Here is a 17,555-nt window from a genome sequence, read left to right on the forward strand (position 1 = left end):
ACCGGGCGGTCAGCGCAGCGCCGCCGTGAGGTGCCCGACGGCGCGGGCCACGGCGTCGTCGGCGAACGCCTCGACCTGGGGCCAGCGCTCGCCCGCGCAGTCGGTGGGCAGCAGCGTGACGCAGTCGGTGCACGCCGGGTCGAGTACGTCGGCCGCGCCGTCGTCGGTGGTCAGCCAGGCGTCGGCGGTCACCGCGAGGACCCCCGACGGCGGGGCGCCCACGTCGTGGACGGACACCAGCAGCCGCAGCATGCCGCCGTCGAGGTCGACGTCGATCGACGCCCACCAGCAGCCGGGTCCGGGCGTTACCAGGACCCGCTGCGCCGCGGCGTCGCACTGCTCGCGGGTGGCGGCGGAGTCGGCGGTGCCCGCGGCGACCGCGATGCGCGCCTCGGGTTCGATCTCGCGGAACACCATCCGCAGCGAGTCCGACCGGTCGCGGAGGTGGTCGAGCAGCCGCCGGTGCAGCGCCACCGCCAGCGACGTCGGGCGCGGCGGCGCGGGCCCGGTGGACTTGGCCGGCCGGCTCAGCCCGGCGCGCATGGCCGCGGCGGCCATGTCGGTGATCAGGCCCACCGCGCGGACGAACGGGTCGGCGGCGGGCCCGGTGCGCTGCGGGCCGGCCAGCCGGTGGTCGAGGGCGAGCGGCGGGTAGCCCGACCGCATCAGCGACAGGGTGGCCAGTGCCCACGGCAGCGGGCGCAGGAGCGGTTCGGGGCCCGCCGGGCGGTCGGCGGCGGGGGCGGCGCGCTCGGCGCGGCGCAGCTCCTCGGCGCCGGTGAGCAGCAGGTGGGCCGCGCGCACCACGGGATGGGCCTCGACGGCGGCGGCCGCCGCCAGCACCGCGCCCGTGTCCGGCGCCCCGGGCACCGGCGGGTCGAGGTCGGGCAGGGAGCGGGCCAGGCCCCCCAGGTAGTCGGCGGTGAGCCGCTCGCCGGCCCGCCACACGGCGGCGGTCGCGATGAGGGCGTCCGCCTCGGCGCGCTCGCGGGCGGGGTCGGCGGGGGCCGCCGCGGCGGCGCGCAGCTCCCGGACGTGCCGCCGCAGCAGGGCGTCGCGGCCCTCGGCGACGGTATCGCCCGGCTGGTGCCGGCGGCGGGCCGACCACACCTCGTGCAGCCGGTCGAGGTCGGCGAGCCGCCGTCGCACGGGGGCGGGCAGGTGGTCGGTGGCGAGGGCGCGTCCGTGTCGGATCTCCACGTCTAGCACCGTAGCCAGCCGGAGGGCGGATAAAACCCTGAACGCCGCGTTCCATCGCGGAACGCCGGAAAGCGGGCGGGCGGCCGGGCCGTGGCCCGGGGTTCAACTGCGGTATCCCCGCCCGTAACACCGGTACGGCAGCATGGCCCGGCGGCGACCGCGCCCGCCGCCACCGGCCGGGCGGCACGGCCCCCGGGCGGCCCGCACGCCGGCCCGCGCAGCGGACGCCGCCCCCTGCCCGACATCCCCGCCGTCCCGGTGGTCCCGCGGCGGACCCCGGTGTTCACCCCCGCCGCCGCCCAGGCGCGGCGCGGAACGGACGGCGCGCACTAGTGAGGTGGCCGCACCGTGCAGTCCTCCCCCGCCGGAACCCGCCCGGCCCCGCCCGACGGCGCCCCCGCGCCGGCCCGCCGGCCCACGCCGCGCCGCCCCGAGATCCAGGGGCTGCGGGCGGTCGCCGTGCTGCTCGTGGCCGTCTACCACATCTGGCTGGGCCGGGTCTCCGGCGGCGTCGACGTGTTCCTGATGCTGACCGGCTTCCTCATCACCGGGTCGCTGGTGCGCGCGGTCGAGCGGACCGGCCGGGTGGACGCAGCCGCGTTCCTCACCCGGCTGGCGCGCCGGCTGCTGCCTGCGGCGTCGGTGGTGCTGGCCGGGGTGCTCGTCGCCGCGTACCTGTTCCTGCCGGAGGACCGCTGGCGGAACACCATCGGCGAGGTGGTCGCGGCCGCGCTCTACGCGGAGAACTGGCGGCTGGCCCTGGACTCCGTCGACTACCTGGCCCAGCACACCGCCGCCAGCCCGGTCCAGCACTTCTGGTCGCTGTCGATCCAGGGCCAGTTCTACCTGCTGTGGGCGGTGCTGATGGCGGCCGTCGCGTGGACGGCGAAGCGGCGCGGGTGGCCGGTGCGGCGGGTGGCGCTGGGCGCGCTGGGCTCGGTTTTCGCGGTCTCCCTGGCCTACTCGGTGGTGACGACCGCCACCCGCCAGCAGTGGGCGTACTTCGACACCGGGGCGCGGCTGTGGGAGCTGGCACTGGGCGGCGCGCTCGCGCTCCTGCTCCCGCACCTGCGCCTGCCCCGGCGGCTGCGGGTGGTGCTCGGCTGGGCCGGGCTGGCGGCGCTGGTGTCGTGCGGGCTGCTGCTCCAGGTGTCGACGCTGTTCCCCGGCTACGTGGCGCTGTGGCCCACCCTCGCCGCCGCGCTGGTGATCGTGGCGGGCACCACGGACTCGCGGGTGGGCGCCGACCGGCTGCTGTCCTGGCGCCCGCTGCACTACATCGGGGACATCTCCTACGCGCTCTACCTGTGGCACTGGCCGATCCTCGTGTGCTACCTGTCGGTCACCGACCGGACCGTGCCGAGCCTCACCGGCGGGTGCGCCGTCCTGGGCCTGTCCCTGGTGCTGGCGGCGGCCACGACCCGGCTGACCGACGCGGGGGTCGACCGGTTCACCCGCGAGCGCGCCACGCGCACCTGGTCGCTCGCCGCGGGGCTGGTGTTCCTGCTGCCGGTGCTGGGGGGCGCGACGGCGTGGTCGGTCTACCTGGCCGAGCAGCAGCGCGAGCGGGAGGCGTTCGTGTCCGACCCGGGGAACTACCCGGGCGCGGCCGTGCTCGCCGACGGCGGGAGCGGGCGCGCGCCGCGCGAGCTGCCGGTGTACCCGGCGCCGGCCGACGCCGCGCAGGACGTGCCGGAGACCTACGCCAACGGCTGCAACCAGGGGATCACCGACTCCACCGTGCTGACCTGCGCGTTCGGGTCGGACACCCCCGAGCGCACCATCGCGCTGGTGGGCGGGTCGCACGCGGCGCACTGGCAGCCCGCGCTGGCGCGCATCGCCGAGGAGAACGACTGGCGGCTCGTCAACATCATCAAGGGCGCCTGCCTGTTCACCGACCTGCCGCAGACCTACAAGGGCGCCCCCTACACCGCGTGCGCGGACTGGAACGAGGGGGTCCTCGCCGAGCTGGCCGAGCTGCGGCCGGACGCGGTGGTCACCACCGCGACCAGCACCAGCATCGACGACGTCGCCGGCTTCGGCGGCGAGGTGGTCGTCGACGGCTACCTGGAGCGGTGGCGGGAGCTGGACGCCATGGGCATCGACGTGGTGGCGATCCGCGACACCCCGCGCCTCGGCTTCGACACCGCCGAATGCGTGGCGGAGCGGGGGGCGGCCGCGTGCTCGGGCCCGCGGGCGGAGTCCCTGGCCGAGCACTCCCCGCTGGCGGACCTCACCGGGGTGCCGCCCAACGTGGGGTTCGTCGACCTCACCGACCTGGTCTGCCCGGAGGCCCAGTGCCCGGCGGTCGTCGGCAACGTCCTCGTCTACTGGGACGGCAGCCACTTCACCACCACCTACATGAACACCCTCGCCCCGGCCCTGGAGGACCGCATGCGCGCCGCCGCCGGCTGGTGAGGGCGGCCTGTGCCGTCCGAGAGGAGCCGGTGGCGGGTGCCCGGCCGGTCCGGGAGGGGGCGGCCGGGCTCCGCCGTCAGCCGGTGAGGCGCTTCTCGAACCAGTGCTCGGCGTAGGGGCCCGCGTTGTAGGGCGCGATCTCGGCGTACCCCTCGCGCGCGTACAGGGCGCGGGCCTCCACCAGGTCGTGGCGGGTGTCCAGGCGCACGGCGCGCGCCCCCAGGCCGCGCGCGGCCGCCTCGGCGCCGGCCAGCAGCCGCGCCCCGCCGCCCGCGCCGCGCGCGCCGGGGTGCACGAACAGCCGCTTGACCTCGGCGGTCGCGGCGTCGAGCCGGCGCACCCCCACGCAGCCCGCCACCCGGCCCCCGGAGCGGGCGAGCAGGAACACGCCGTGCGGCGGCACCAGGTCGTCGCTCGGGTCCTCGGCGAGGGCGGCGTCGACCTCGGCGGCGGTGGCGGGCCGGCCGTAGTAGCGGTCGGCCATCTCGGTGGTGTAGGCGCGCAGCACCGCCGCGGCTTCGGCGGAGTCGACGGCGGCGGGGGCGATGTCCCAGGAGAGGGCGGAGGGCGCGGTGGTCACCCGCCCATTGTGGCCCCGCGGCCCGCCGCCCGGGTCAGCGGGCGTCGCGGGAGCGCTGCTGGAGGAGGCGCAGCGCCTTCTGCTTCTCGAAATCCATCGCGCGGGCGGGCGGCGGGGCCAGCCGGCCGAGGCGCTCGCCGTAGGCGCGCACCCGCGCCAGCGTCGCGGGTTCGGCGAGCATCCGCAGCGCGAACGCCAGCGCGCCCGGCGCGATGTCGTAGGCGCGCTCCAGCTCCAGGCCCGCGGCGACGGTGCGCAGGTCCGCCTCGGAGAACCGCCGGTGCCGGTGGCCGCGCCCGGTGGGCCGCTCCTTGGTGGCCGGCAGCAGCCCCAGGCTCTCGCGGTAGCGCAGCATCCGCGGGCTGGTGCCCAGCCGCTCGGCGGCGGCCGAGATCGGCAGCCGCGCGCCCGCGCCGGACGCGGACGGGTCGGCGGGGGCGGGGGAGGCGGGGTCAGCGGCATCGGCCATGCACGCGACCCTAACCCAGCCGGAGCGCCGATCGCCCGAATCTGACACGCGGATGTCAATCTCGCCTCATCGGCGGTGCCCCCGCGCCGCACCCGGCCGTAGACTCGGTCCGGTCCCACCACGAGGAGAAATCGCGCATGTCCTTCGACTTCAAGGTCGCCGACCTGTCCCTGGCCGAGTTCGGTCGCAAGGAGATCCGGCTCGCCGAGCACGAGATGCCGGGCCTCATGGCCACCCGCGCCGAGTACGGCGCCGCGCAGCCCCTCAAGGGCGCGAAGATCATGGGCTCGCTGCACATGACCGTGCAGACCGCCGTCCTCATCGAGACCCTCACCGCCCTGGGCGCCGAGGTGCGGTGGGTGAGCTGCAACATCTTCTCCACCCAGGACCACGCGGCCGCCGCGGTCGTGGTCGGCCCGAACGGCACCGCCGACGACCCCCAGGGCGTCCCGGTCTTCGCCTGGAAGGGCGAGACCCTGGAGGAGTACTGGTGGTGCACCGAGCAGGCGCTCACCTGGCCCGGCGGCGAGGGCCCCAACATGATCCTGGACGACGGCGGCGACGCCACCATGCTCGTCCACAAGGGCGCCGAGTACGAGCAGGCGGGAGCGGTCCCCGACCCCTCCACCGCCGACAGCGAGGAGTTCGCGATCGTCCTCAAGCTCCTCCGCGACAGCGTCGCCGCCCACCCGCGCAAGTGGACCGAGGTCGCCGCCCGGATCAAGGGCGTCACCGAGGAGACCACCACCGGGGTGCACCGCCTCTACGAGATGCACCGCGACGGCAAGCTGCTCTTCCCGGCGATCAACGTCAACGACTCGGTCACCAAGAGCAAGTTCGACAACAAGTACGGCATCCGCCACTCGCTGCCGGACGGCATCATGCGCGGCACCGACGTCCTCATCGGCGGCAAGGTCGCCGTGGTCTGCGGCTACGGCGACGTCGGCAAGGGCTCCGCCGAGGCGCTGAGCGGCCAGGGCGCCCGCGTCATCGTCACCGAGGTCGACCCCATCAACGCCCTCCAGGCGGCCATGGACGGCTACCAGGTGACGGTGCTGGAGGACGTGGTCGAGACCGCGGACATCTTCATCACCACCACCGGCAACTTCAACATCATCACCGCCGACCACATGGCGCGGATGAAGCACCAGGCCATCGTGGGCAACGTCGGCCACTTCGACAACGAGATCGACATGGCCGGCCTGGCCAAGATCCCCGGCATCGTCCGGACCGAGATCAAGCCGCAGGTCCACGAATGGCGGTTCCCCGACGGCCACACCATCCTGGTGCTGTCCGAGGGCCGGCTGCTCAACCTGGGCAACGCCACCGGCCACCCGAGCTTCGTGATGTCCAACAGCTTCACCAACCAGGTCATCGCGCAGATCGAGCTGTTCACCAAGACCGACGAGTACCCCACCGACGTCTACGTCCTGCCCAAGCTGCTGGACGAGAAGGTCGCCCGCCTGCACCTCGACGCCCTCGGTGTCAAGCTCACCGAGCTCACCAAGGAGCAGGCCGCCTACATCGGTGTCGACGTGGCCGGGCCGTACAAGCCCGACCACTACCGGTACTAGGCCCGGGGGAGACCCCCTCCGCATGCCCGTACCCGAGCACGACGTCGCGGACCTCGGCCTCGCCCCGGCCGGGGTCCGCCGCGTGGCGTGGGCCGAGCACGCCATGCCCGCGCTGCGCGCGGTCCGCTCCCGGTTCGCCGCCGAGCGCCCGCTCGACGGCCTGCGGGTGGCAGCGTGCATGCACGTCACCGCCGAGACCGCGAACATCCTGCGCACCCTGCGCGCGGGCGGCGCCGAGGTGGCCCTGGCCGCCTCCAACCCGGTGTCCACCCAGGACGACACCGCGGCGGCCCTGGTCGCCGAGGACGGGGTGGCGGTGTTCGCCCGCGCGGGCATGGACCCCGACACCTACGACCGCAACCTCGTCACGGTGCTGTCCACCCGGCCGCACCTCCTCCTCGACGACGGCTGCGACCTGGTGAACATCGCCCACGACCGCCCCGACCTGCTCGCCGACGCCTTCGGCGGCTGCGAGCAGACCACCACCGGGGTCATCCGGCTGCGCCGCATGGCCGCCGAGGGCGCCCTGCGGCTGCCCATGGTCGCGGTCAACGACACCGCCACCAAGCGGATGTTCGACAACCGGTACGGCACCGGCCAGTCCACGATCGACGGCATCCTGCGCGCCACCAACACCATGCTGGCCGGGCGCACCCTCGTCGTCGCCGGGTTCGGCTACTGCGGGCGCGGCCTGGCCGAGCGGGCGCGCGGCATGGGCGCCCGCGTCGTGGTCACCGAGGTCGACCCGGTCAAGGCGCTCGACGCGGTCATGCAGGGCTACACCGTGCTGCCCATGGACGAGGCCGCCCCGGCGGGCGACGTCCTGGTCACCGTCACCGGCAACCGCGACGTCGTCCGCGCCGAGCACATCGCCTCGCTCAAGGACGGCGCCGTGCTGGCCAACTCCGGCCACTTCGACGTCGAGATCGACCTGCCCGCCCTGGAGGCGCTGGCCGTGGAGGTCCGGCGCGACGTGCGGCCCAACGCCGACGAGTACGTGCTCGCCGACGGCCGGCGCGTCGTGCTGCTCGCCGAGGGGCGGCTGGTCAACCTCGGCGCGGCCGAGGGCCACCCCGCAGCGGTGATGGACATGTCGTTCGCCGTGCAGGCGCTCACCGTCGCGTGGCTGGCCGAGCACCGGGACGCGCTCGCCCCCGGCGTGCTGGACGTCCCCGAGGCCATCGACACCGAGGTCGCCCGGCTGGAGCTGGGCGCGCTCGGGGTGGCCATCGACCGGCTCACCCCGGGCCAGGAGGAGTACCTGTCGTCCTGGCGGGCCTGACCCGGCCGCGCGGGGTCAGCGGGTGGGCGCCCCGCCGTGCCGCCGCGCCATCCGCTCCTCCTCGCGGCGCCGCCGCTCGGCGAGGACCGCCGCCAGGTACTCCGGCGGCGCCACCCCCGGGGGCGGCGGCGGGGCGATGGACCGGGCGACGAGGTCGGCGACCCGCACCCCCATCTCGTAGCGGGCCTGGTCGGTGAGCTCGTCGCGGCGCAGCAGGTACCGCCGCGCCATGGCGGCGGTCTCGGGGGACAGCCCGGACAGCTCGGTGCCGCGCGCCCACTCCGCGAGGCGGGGCGGCATCTCGATCACCTCGTCGCGCCGGCCCCCGGCGCGCTCCTGCACCACCAGGGTGCCGGCGACGAAGTCGCCCACCCGGCGGCCGTCGCGGTCGACCAGCGCGGTGACCAGCGCCACGACCGGCATCGCCCAGATCTCCACGGCGCCCGTGAGCGCCCGCGCGAGCGCCTGCCGGAACCGCTCCGGCGAGCCGTCGACGCCCACCACCCGCAGCCCCAGCGCCAGCTTGCCCAGCGACCGGCCGCGCGACAGGGTCTCGAACGCGGTGGGGTAGCCCACCATGATCAGCACGTACAGGCCGAGGGCGGCCGCCGCTGTGGCGGCCGGGTCGAGCCCGGTGCCGATCACCGCCGCCGCGACCACCATGGCCAGCACGGCCGCGCCCTGCACGAGCATGTCGATCGCCAGGGCGGCCATGCGCGTGGCGAAGCCCGCCGGGCGCAGGTCGAGCACCACGGCGTCACCCGTCACGAGCGAGGACTGCCCGAACGCCTCCACACCACCCGGGTACGCCACGGCCCCGCCTCCTCGATCCGGTCGCATCCGCCTGCCCACCAGTCTGTCAGCATCGGGAGGGCGTGCGCACCGGCGGCCGAGCGCGGTCGGCGCCGGGTCGGTAGAGTCCAGGCGTGGAACTCGACGTGTACGCCGCAGCGCACCGCCCCGACTGGGAGCGCCTGGAGGTGCTGGTGCGCCGGCGCCGCCGGCTCACCGGCCCCGAGACCGACGAACTCGTCGACCTGTACCAGCGGGTGTCCACCCAACTGTCGGTGGTGCGCTCCAGCGGCCAGGACCCCGCTCTGGTGGGTCGGCTGTCCGGGCTGGTGGCGCGGGCCCGTGCGGCCGTCACCGGGGCGCACGAGCCCGCCTGGCGCGACGTGCTGACCTTCTTCACCCGCACCTTCCCCGCCGTGGTCTACCGGCTGCGCTGGTGGTGGATCGGCGCCACCGCGGGCACGGTCGCGCTGTCGACGGCGCTGGGCTGGTGGATCGCCGTCGACCCCGCCGTGCAGGCCGCCCTGGGCACCCCCGACGAGATCCGCGCCTACGTCGAGAACGACTTCGCCAACTACTACGTCGAGCACCCCGGCGCGTCCTTCGCGGCGCAGGTGTGGACGAACAACGCGTGGGCGGCGGCGCAGGCGCTGATCTTCGGCGTGTTCCTCTGCCTGCCAACGGTCTACGTGCTGGTGCTCAACGGCGCCAACCTCGGGGCGGCCGGCGGCATGATGTTCGCCCACGGCAAGGGCGACGTGTTCTTCGGGCTGATCCTGCCGCACGGGCTGCTGGAGCTGACCGCCGTCTTCGTGGCCGCCGGGGTGGGGCTCAAGCTCGGCTGGACGCTGATCGCCCCGGGCCCCCGGCCCCGGGCGCGCGCCCTCGGCGAGGAGGCCCGCCCCGCCATCGCGGTGGCGCTGGGGCTGGTCCTCGTGCTCTTCATATCCGGGCTCATCGAGGGCTTCGTGACGGGGTGGGTGCACACCACCTGGCTGCGCATCGGCATCGGCGTCGTCGCCGAGGCCCTGTTCCTCGGCTACGTGTGGACGCTGGGCCGCCGGGCCGTCCTCGACGGCGAGACCGGCGACATCGCCGCCCGCCCGCAGACGGCGCCCGTCGCGGGCTGACCGGTGCTCGGCGCCGGACGCCGCGGGCCGCTCAGCCGCGCCGGCGGGCCGCCCACAGGCCCGCAACGGTGCCGGCGACCGCCGCCCCGGCGTGCGCGGCGGCGATCCCCGCCCCGCCCCCGCTCGGCCCCAGGAACAGCGCCAGCACGCCCGCGACCGCCGCCAGCGGGCCGACGGCGCCCGCCGCCGCCGACGCGGCCGGGCCCAGCCCGCCCCGGACGCGGGCGACCACCGCCCCCAGCCCCACCGCGGCGGCCACCAGGACCAGCCCCGCCAGCACGTTGAGCACCTGGTCGACGCCGACCCCGGCCGGCCGGGTCAGCGCGGGGTCGGGCGCCGTCGCCGCGGTCGCCATGCCGACGAGCGCGTACCCGGCCAGGACCGCGGCGCACCCGCCCGCGGCCACCGCGACCGCCCACGCCGCGCGCCTCACGGCCGGCCCCCGGCCGCCGCGCCACCCGGTACCGGGCGGGTCACTCCCTGGTCGACACGCACTGCGGGAACTCCTCGAAGGTCCGGGTGCCGCCGGGCTCCGGCGCGCCGAGGTACTCCGCCTCGACGGTGTCGGCCTCCGACGACTCGGTGTGCAGCTTCATGCCCAGGCCGAGGCCCAGGGCGACGCGGCCGCCGAACGCGTCGCTGTCGGTGGTGCGCTCCTGGGTGGTGGTGGCGACCGTCGCCTGCTCGTAGAGCAGCCGCTCGAACGCCCCCGCGCCCGGCGGCGGCGCGGCGAGCACGGCGGAGCCGTCGTCGAACACCTGGCTGAAGGCGAGCGCGGGCAGCCCGGTGGTGCCCACCTCGCGCAGGTACGCGTCGGCGATCGCCCGCTCCTCGGGGGTGTCCAGCACCAGGGTCGTGCGGGTCTCCTGGAGGGTGCTGCCGCCGTCCTTCTGCTTGACCCCGCCCTTGCCGGCCGCCCCGCGGCCGCCCAGGCGGTCCTTGCTGACCAGCGCCTCCTCGACGGCGGTGGAGTACATGATCTCCACCGGTTCGCCCTTCGCGTCGCGCATCACGCGCATCGCGCCGGTCCAGGTGCCCTGCGCCTCGGCGCCGCCGCCCAGGGCCTGGCCGCCGCCGGCGAGGGTGCCGTCGAACTGGTAGGTGGTGCCGGTGAGGGGGTTGTCGGGGTCGCGGCGGTCCTCGCGGTGGGCCACTTGGGCGCCGACCCGGAACCGGCCGGTGAACCCGGTGCCGATGTCCAGGTACCGCTCGCTGTCCGAGGTCTTCACCCCGGCGCCCGCCTCGGCGGTCGCCCCGGCCTCCAGCCGCAGCGTGGCGGTGGTGATCACCGGGTCCGGGATCTCCGGCGGCGGGTTCAGCCAGTAGTACAGCCCGGCGCCGGGGTTGCGGCCCATGCTCTCCAGGGCCTGCTGGTTCTCGATGATGGCGTCCTTGAACCCGGCGGCCTGCTCCCGGTCGCCGAACACCCAGGTGTCGCCGACCCCGGCGCGCAGGTAGGCGCCGATCTTGGCCTCGGCGCCCAGTTGCACGTGGTCGCCGCCCTCGCCGCGGATCTCGAACAGCTTGCCCTCGACGCCCAGTTCGGCGTTGTGCGGCAGCAGCGTCAGCCGGTAGGTGCCGTCGGCCATCTGCTGCTCCATGAACGCGTACTCGTCGCCGAACTTGAAGATGCCGACGTAGAGCGAGTACCCGGCGCGGTCCTGCGTCTGGAAGACCTCGCACCGGGGCGGCAGAAAGTCCTCGTCGCGGGGGGCGTCGGCCTGCGGGCCGGGGGCCGGGCAGTCGCCGCCGAGCACCCGGCACAGCGCGTACTCGATGAAGCCGGAGACCCGCGCGGGGACGGCGGCCGACACCAGCAGCGCACCGGCGACGGAGGCGACGAGCAGGACCACCGCCGCGTACTCCGTGACCGATGCGCCGTCGTCGCCGTGGCGCGCACGCCTGCCGCAGAACACCGCTACTCCCGGGGCACGGGGCCCGTCGCAGGGACCGAGTCGGTTCCGAGGTTAAGGCGCCGGTCAGCGGGGGTCCGGGGCCGTGCGGCCGGTCCGGCGGCGGGCGGGGGACCGGCCGGGTCGCGGGGGAGCGGCGCCGTGCGGGCGGCGGCCGTGCCGGTGAAAGGCCAGGTCGGGGCGGTGGCGGGCGTGGAATCGGGGCGGCGGGCGGGTGGCGGCGGCCCGCGGCCGGTTCACCGGCGGGAAACGCGGCGGCAACCGGCCGGGCCGCCGGCCGTTCCCGCGGGCTCGGCGGATGCTCGCCGAGAGTTCAACCGGGCGCGGCCGCCGGACGGTCGCCGGACCCGTTGATCAGCGCCGCGCGATCCCCTCAGTGCCCCCGGCGCCCCCCGGCGTCGCCCGGTTCCCCCAGTGTCCTCAGTGCCCCTTGGCGCCCCTTAGAGGCGGCCCTGCGCCTTGAGGGCGATGTAGGCGTCGGCGAGCGCGGGCGCGATGTGCTCCGGCCCGGCGTCCACCACCTCGACCCCGTGGCGGCGCAGCTCCGCGGTCACCCGCCGCCGGCCGGCGAGGGTGCGCTCGGCCGCAGCGGCGGCGTAGACGGCGCGGGCGGTGCCGCGCCCCGCCGCCATCTCGGCCACCCGGGGGTCGCCGACGGCGGCGACCAGCAGCAGGTGGCGGGACGTCAGCGCGGGCAGCACCGGCAGCAGGCCCTCCTCCAGCGCGGCGGGGTCGAGGTCGGTGAGCAGAACCACGAGCCGCCGGGTGCGGCCGCCCCGCTCGCCCAGGATCGCGGCGACGAGCCCGGCCGGGTCGGACTCCACCAGTTCGGCCTCCAGCGGCGCCATGGCCTGGACGAACGCGGGCACCCGGCTGCCCCGGCCGTGGCCGCGCACCTGGGCGCGCACCCGCCGGTCGTAGGCGAGCAGGTCGACCCGGTCGCCCGCCTTGGCGGCGAGCGCGGCGAGCAGCAGCGCCGCGTCCATGGCGTGGTCCAGGCGCGGCACGTCGCCCACCCGGCCCGCCGACGTGCGGCCGGTGTCGAGGACGATCAGGATGCGCCGGTCGCGCTCGGGCCGCCAGGTGCGCACCACCACGTTCTCCCGGCGCGCGGTGGCCCGCCAGTCGATGGAGCGCACGTCGTCGCCCGGCACGTACTCGCGCAGCGAGTCGAACTCACTGCCCTGCCCGCGTACCAGCGCGCTGTGCCGGCCGTCCAGCTCGCGCAGCCGCGACAGCTTGCCGGGCAGGTGGCGGCGGCTGTGGAACGGCGGCAGCGCCCGCACCGCCCACGGCACGGTGTGCGTGCACTGGCGGGCGGCCAGCCCCAGCGGGCCGGTGCTGCGCACGGTCACCCCCGCCGCGACGTGGTCGCCCCGGCGCTGCGGGGTCAGCTCGGTGCCGATCCGCCGCCGCTCACCGGGCGGGACGCGCAGGTCGCGGACGCGCGGCCGGGCGCCCGCGCTCGGCGGCCACGCGTCGCGCACCCGGGCGCGCAGCACGCGCCGCGCCGGGTTGGCCACCACCAGCTCCACCGTCGCGGTCTCACCCAGGCGGATCGAGGTGTCCCCGGAGCGCTCGAACGCCACCGCGCGGGCGCTGGGCGCCAGCGCCAGGTCGACCGCGATCAGCACCACCAGCGCGGCGATCAGCGCCGCGACCGGCCACGGCCCGGCCGCACCGACCACGACCACCACCGGCACCAGCGCGAACGCCGCCAGCACCGCGCGCCCGGTCACCGCCATGAGTCGCCACCCGTCTCTCCACTCGGCCCCGCTGTACGGGGGTCCCACCCGGCCGCACCCCCCGGGGCCGGCCGCCCGCGCGTTAGCGCGGCACCGGAACGGACGCCAGCACCCCGTCGAGGACGCCGTCGGACGTGGCGCCCTCCAGCTCCGCCTCGGGGCGCAGCGCGACGCGGTGCCGCAGGGTCGCCTTGGCCAGCGCCTTCACGTCGTCGGGCGCGACGTAGTCGCGGCCCGACAGCCACGCCCACGCCCGGCTGGTGCGCAGCAGCGCCGTCGCGCCGCGCGGCGACGCCCCCAGCAGCAGCGACGGGGACTGCCGGGTCGCCCGGCACAGGTCCACGATGTAGGCCAGCACCTCGGGCGCCACCCGGGTCGCGCCGACGGCGGCGCGGGCCGCGCGCAGGTCGTCCGGGCCGGCCACCGGCCGCACCCCGGCGGCCGCGAGGTCGCCCGGGTCGAACCCGGCGGCGTGCCGGGCGAGCATGCCCACCTCGTCCTCGCGCCCCGGCAGCGGCACCACGAGCTTGAGCAGGAACCGGTCGAGCTGCGCCTCGGGCAGCGGGTAGGTGCCCTCGTACTCGACCGGGTTCTGGGTGGCGGCCACCACGAACGGGTCGGGCAGCGCCATCGGCCGGCCGTCGACGGTCACCTGCCGCTCCTCCATGGCCTCCAGCAGCGCGGCCTGGGTCTTCGGAGGGGTCCGGTTGATCTCGTCGGCGAGCAGCAGCTGGGTGAACACCGGCCCCTCGCGGAACTCGAACCGCGCCGTCCGCGCGTCGTAGACCTGGGAGCCGGTGACGTCGCCCGGCATCAGGTCGGGGGTGAACTGCACCCGCCGGGAGTCGAGTTCGAGGGCCGCGGCGACCGACCGCACGAGCAGCGTCTTGGCCACGCCGGGCACGCCCTCCATCAGGACGTGGCCGCGGCACAGCAGCGCCACCACCAGCCCGGTGACGGTCTCGTGCTGGCCCACGACGGCCTTGGCGACCTCGTCGCGCAGCGCGGTCAGGGCGGCGCGGGCCTGCTCGGCCCGCTGCGGGCCCGGGTCGGGGATGGCGGTCACGTCGGCGGTACCTCTCTTCGGGTTCTGCGGTGGACGGGGACGGACGGGAGGGGGAGGTGCGTGCGGCGCGTCACCGCAGGAGCCCGTCGAGGCGGTCGAGGTCGTCGGCGAGCCGCACCAGGCCCGCGTCGTCGGCCGTGGCCGGGTCGGGGCCGTCCGGCGGGCCGGACAGCAGCGCCCGCACCCGCGCCGGGTCGGCCCCGGTGCGGTCGGCCACCGCCGCCGCGACGGTGTCGGGCGGGGCGTCGGGGCCCAGGCCCAGCGCGGGCCGCACCCGGGCCGAGAACCCCTCGCGCAGGGCCGCGGCGGCGCGGTCGCGGGCGCGGCGGGCGGCGTACAGCGCGGCCCGCCCCTCGGTGGTCTCGGCGGCGCGCACGACCACCGGCAGCCGCTCGGTGACCAGCGGGCCCAGGCGGCGGCCCTGCCAGAACGCGAGCAGCAGCAGCGCGGCGGCCAGCGGGGCCGGGGCGGCGCGCAGCCCGGCGGGCAGCAGTTCCCAGATCGTGGCCCGGCCGCCCTCGGCGGGCACGTCGGGCAGCAGCCACACCACGTCGCCGGTGCCGACCAGGTTCAGCGCCAGCGCCGCGTTGCCGGGCGCCGCCAGCCCGGTGTTGGTCAGAGGGTCCCGGGTGCCGAGGACGGTGGCGGTGGCGCCGCCGCCGACCGGCACGCGCACGAGCGCGGCGCCGCCGTCGGCGGGGTAGCAGGCGGTCGTGCCGTCCGGCCCGGTGTACAGCTCACCGCCGGTGGCGGCGGTGCCCGCCGCCGCGGCCTCGGGCAGGTCGCAGCGGGGGTCGAGGGCGCCGTCGTCGACGCGGCCGGTCATGCGCACGCCGGGGGCCAGCGCCTCCAGAGCGGGGCCGGTGGGCCGCACCAGCAGCCGGTCGCCGGGGGCCTCGGCGAGCCGGTCGAGTTCGGCGCGCGTGAGGCGGTGCGGCAGCGCGACCACCAGGACGGCGTCGCCGGTGAGGGCGTCGGCGGCGGTGGCGGCGTCGCGGGCCACGGTGACGTCGGCGCCCCGGTCCTCGGCGATCGCGACCAGCGCGCGGGCGCCCTCGGGGTTGGGGCCCTCGGGTTCGAGGACGCCCTCGGGCGGCCGCTCGGTGCCGATCGACACCACGACGGCGAGCGCGGTCAGGGCCAGCACCAGTGCGACCGGTCCGCGGGCACGGCGCCACAGGGCGCGCGGGCCGGGCGAGGAGGGGGCGGACGCGGCGGACGCCGGCGCCGCAGCGGGGGCGGTCACGGGGCGGGCACCGCCGTCCGGGCGGCGGCCAGCCGCGCGTCGACGCCGCGCAGCAGCAGGTCGTCGTCCGCGGTGGCCGGGCGCTCGCCGTAGGCGATGTCGTTGAAGACGCGGGCCGCCCGGCCGAGGTCGTCGCGCCGCTCGGGCAGCGCCGCGCCGGCCTCGGCGGCGAGTTCGGTGGCGGTGCGCCCGGGGCGGGGCGGGATCACGGCGCGGTCCTCCAGGTCGCGGCTGACGGCGCGGAGCCGCTCGCGGACGGCCGCCGCGAACTCCCCGGCCGCGGCGTGCCGGTCGGCGGCGGCGCGGTGGTCGGCCGCCGTCAGCGGCGCGCCGGAGTCGACGGCCGCGTGCCGCAGGGCCGTGTGCCGCGACGGCCGCAGCCGGACGACGAGGGCCACCGCGAGGGCGGCCAGCACCGCGAGCAGGGGGCCGAGCACCCACCAGCCGCCGGGGACGGCCCCCGCGGCCGCGTCGGCGAGGTCGGCGATGAACTCCATGACGCGCTGGTAGACGACGTCCAGCAGGTCGGGCTGCGCGCCGCGGTAGACCGGGTCGGACAGCTCCTCCAGGGCCAGGCGCGCGCCCTCGTCGGCGTCCAGGAGTCCGGCGAGCGGGGGTACGGCCGCTGCGGCGCGGCTCACCCGGCCGTCCCGTACGGACCGGTGGGCGCGGCCGGGCCGACGGGCTCGGGCAGGTAGATCTCGGGGCCCGGGTCGGAGCCGGACTGCGCGGCGGCGCCGAGCCGCAGGTCCAGGCCCTCGCGGCGCATCCGCAGGTCGACGTAGAGCAGCGTGGTGACGCCGGTGACGAACGGTGTGGTGACCAGGCCGCCGACGACCGAGCCGAGGAAGACCGCGGCGCCGTAGACCGTGGCCGCCACCGCGGCGTTGTCGATGAGCAGCTCGGAGAAGCCGCCGAGCAGCGAGAACGGGCCGGACAGCATGCTCGACACCACCCCGCCCAGCACCGAGGCGAGCAGCAGGATGCCGAACACCCGCCACCAGCTGCCGCGGGTGAGCCGCCAGGACCGGGCCAGGGCCGCGCCGGCGCCGATGCGCTCCAGGACGGTCACCGGCATGGCCATGCTCAGCCGGACGTACACCCAGACGCTGCCCGCGGCCCAGGCGATGCCGCCCGCGAACCCGGTGAGGACGGCGAGCCCCACGGAGCCCGCGGTGCCGATCACCGCGACGAGCACGATCACCAGGCCGAGTATCGAGAAGGAGCCGACGCCGGCGAGCAGCAGCAGCGCGGCGACGCCGAACACGGCGCCCAGCCGGGGGACGACCGCGCGCCACGCCTCGCCGATGGACACCTTGCGCCCGAGCACGGCCAGGCCGACGACCGTGGCGAGCAGGCCGGTCAGGACGGCCGAGCCGACGAAGCCGACGAGCATGCCGCCGAACTGGGCGGCGAGGGTGGCCGGGGAGAGCGGGAAGTCGGCGACGGCCTCGGGGTCGGCGAGCAGCCGCTCCTCCCACGAGGTGAGGTCGCCGATCATGGTCCCGGCGCTCAGGGCGGGCAGCAGGCTGACCACGGCGGTGATGATCGCGGTCAGCCCGAGCGCGGCCTTGGGGTTGCCGCGGACGTAGCCGAACGCCCCGTTGAAGATGTCGCCGAGGGTGAGCGGGCGCAGCGCGACGATGCCCGGCCGGGGCGCGCCCCACGGGGCACCGGGGCGGTGGCCGTGCGGCGGGGGGCCGCCGTACGGGCCGTGCGGGCCGCCGGGCGGCGGGTACCCCCCGGGCGCGTGGCCGGGGTGCGCGTACCCGCCCTGCGGACCGCCGGGCGGGTTTCCGCCGGGCGGGGGCGGCGGGTACCCTCCGCCGTGGCCGGGCGCGGACGGCGTGCCGCCGCCCGGGGCCGCCCAGTCGGCCGCCGGTCCGCCGGGGGCGCCGCCGGGCGCGGCCCAGGGCGCGGGGGCCGGCGACGCGGAACCGGGGCCGGGCGGGGTCTCCGGGCGGCCGCGGGCTCCGTCGTCGTCCTGCGTCATCGGTCCTCCGTCCGGGGGGGCTGGGCCGTCTCCGTACCCATGCTGCTCCAGATCAACCTACTGGCAGGCGATCCCGTCTCGCGCCTCATTTGGCCATCTATCAGGCAACCAGTAGCGTTCATTCCTTTTGTATGCTTTCGGTTATCC

Annotated in this window: 15 protein-coding genes; 4 read left to right on the plus strand and 11 right to left on the minus strand. The window is 76.9% G+C overall.

Going from position 1 to position 17,555, the window contains the following annotated elements; genetic code table 11:
- Positions 1-9: 9 nt before the first annotated feature.
- Positions 10-1,200 carry a hypothetical protein gene (locus NT8_RS01795; protein WP_245645993.1) on the minus strand — a complete coding sequence of 397 codons (1,191 nt, stop codon included), beginning with the start codon at positions 1,198-1,200 and terminating at the stop codon, positions 10-12.
- A gap of 348 nt (positions 1,201-1,548) precedes the next feature.
- Here NT8_RS01795 and NT8_RS01800 point away from each other — a divergent pair, with 348 nt between their 5' ends.
- Complete coding sequence (locus NT8_RS01800; RefSeq protein ID WP_067963397.1) at positions 1,549-3,618, plus strand: acyltransferase family protein; 2,070 nt, start codon at positions 1,549-1,551, stop codon at positions 3,616-3,618.
- 76 nt (positions 3,619-3,694) lie between these two features.
- On the opposite strand, the gene NT8_RS29085 is transcribed toward NT8_RS01800, so the two are convergent.
- A complete protein-coding gene (locus tag NT8_RS29085) occupies positions 3,695-4,198 on the minus strand; it encodes a GNAT family N-acetyltransferase (RefSeq protein WP_245645994.1) in 504 nt (167 codons plus the stop codon).
- Positions 4,199-4,232: 34 nt separating this feature from the next.
- Positions 4,233-4,667 carry a MerR family transcriptional regulator gene (locus tag NT8_RS29090; protein ID WP_157515441.1) on the minus strand — a complete coding sequence of 145 codons (435 nt, stop codon included), beginning with the start codon at positions 4,665-4,667 and terminating at the stop codon, positions 4,233-4,235.
- 137 nt (positions 4,668-4,804) lie between these two features.
- On the opposite strand from NT8_RS29090, the gene ahcY (NT8_RS01815) reads away from it, so the two are divergent.
- Positions 4,805-6,241, plus strand: a complete 1,437-nt coding sequence (gene ahcY / locus NT8_RS01815; protein WP_067963400.1) for an adenosylhomocysteinase — start codon at positions 4,805-4,807, stop codon at positions 6,239-6,241.
- A 22-nt stretch (positions 6,242-6,263) separates the two neighbouring features.
- On the plus strand, positions 6,264-7,523 hold the full coding sequence (gene ahcY, locus NT8_RS01820; protein WP_067963402.1) for an adenosylhomocysteinase: 1,260 nt from the start codon (positions 6,264-6,266) through the stop codon (positions 7,521-7,523).
- Positions 7,524-7,538: 15 nt separating this feature from the next.
- Here the strand turns inward: ahcY (NT8_RS01820) and NT8_RS01825 are convergent, their stop codons facing one another.
- Positions 7,539-8,336, minus strand: coding sequence for an RDD family protein (locus NT8_RS01825; protein WP_067963406.1), 798 nt, complete (start codon positions 8,334-8,336; stop codon positions 7,539-7,541).
- A 113-nt stretch (positions 8,337-8,449) separates the two neighbouring features.
- Between NT8_RS01825 and NT8_RS01830 the strand changes: the two genes are divergently transcribed.
- On the plus strand, positions 8,450-9,445 hold the full coding sequence (locus tag NT8_RS01830; RefSeq protein WP_067963409.1) for a stage II sporulation protein M: 996 nt from the start codon (positions 8,450-8,452) through the stop codon (positions 9,443-9,445).
- A gap of 31 nt (positions 9,446-9,476) precedes the next feature.
- Here NT8_RS01830 and NT8_RS01835 read toward each other — a convergent pair whose 3' ends face one another.
- The 7 genes from NT8_RS01835 to NT8_RS01865 form a co-directional block, all read right to left on the minus strand.
- The gene (locus NT8_RS01835; RefSeq protein ID WP_067963412.1) at positions 9,477-9,878 is read right to left on the minus strand and encodes a hypothetical protein; all 402 of its coding nucleotides are present in this window, start codon (positions 9,876-9,878) and stop codon (positions 9,477-9,479) included.
- A gap of 40 nt (positions 9,879-9,918) precedes the next feature.
- Positions 9,919-11,361 (minus strand): DUF4244 domain-containing protein, encoded by a 1,443-nt coding sequence (locus tag NT8_RS01840; RefSeq protein ID WP_067963416.1) that lies wholly within the window; start codon positions 11,359-11,361, stop codon positions 9,919-9,921.
- Between the two features lie 437 nt (positions 11,362-11,798).
- The gene (locus tag NT8_RS01845; protein ID WP_067963420.1) at positions 11,799-13,103 is read right to left on the minus strand and encodes a DUF58 domain-containing protein; all 1,305 of its coding nucleotides are present in this window, start codon (positions 13,101-13,103) and stop codon (positions 11,799-11,801) included.
- Between the two features lie 82 nt (positions 13,104-13,185).
- On the minus strand, positions 13,186-14,169 hold the full coding sequence (locus NT8_RS01850) for an AAA family ATPase (protein ID WP_067963422.1): 984 nt from the start codon (positions 14,167-14,169) through the stop codon (positions 13,186-13,188).
- 70 nt (positions 14,170-14,239) lie between these two features.
- On the minus strand, positions 14,240-15,415 hold the full coding sequence (locus NT8_RS01855; RefSeq protein ID WP_067963424.1) for a DUF4350 domain-containing protein: 1,176 nt from the start codon (positions 15,413-15,415) through the stop codon (positions 14,240-14,242).
- Positions 15,412-16,056 carry a DUF4129 domain-containing protein gene (locus tag NT8_RS01860; RefSeq protein ID WP_067963427.1) on the minus strand — a complete coding sequence of 215 codons (645 nt, stop codon included), beginning with the start codon at positions 16,054-16,056 and terminating at the stop codon, positions 15,412-15,414. The genes NT8_RS01855 and NT8_RS01860 overlap by 4 nt, the downstream gene beginning before the upstream one ends.
- Complete coding sequence (locus NT8_RS01865) at positions 16,053-17,408, minus strand: glycerophosphoryl diester phosphodiesterase membrane domain-containing protein (protein WP_067963430.1); 1,356 nt, start codon at positions 17,406-17,408, stop codon at positions 16,053-16,055. Before NT8_RS01865 ends, NT8_RS01860 begins: the two co-directional genes overlap by 4 nt.
- Between the last annotated feature and the right edge of the window lie 147 nt (positions 17,409-17,555).

Source organism: Nocardiopsis trehalosi NBRC 14201, from assembly GCF_001552555.1.
GTDB lineage: Bacteria > Actinomycetota > Actinomycetes > Streptosporangiales > Streptosporangiaceae > Nocardiopsis_B > Nocardiopsis_B trehalosi.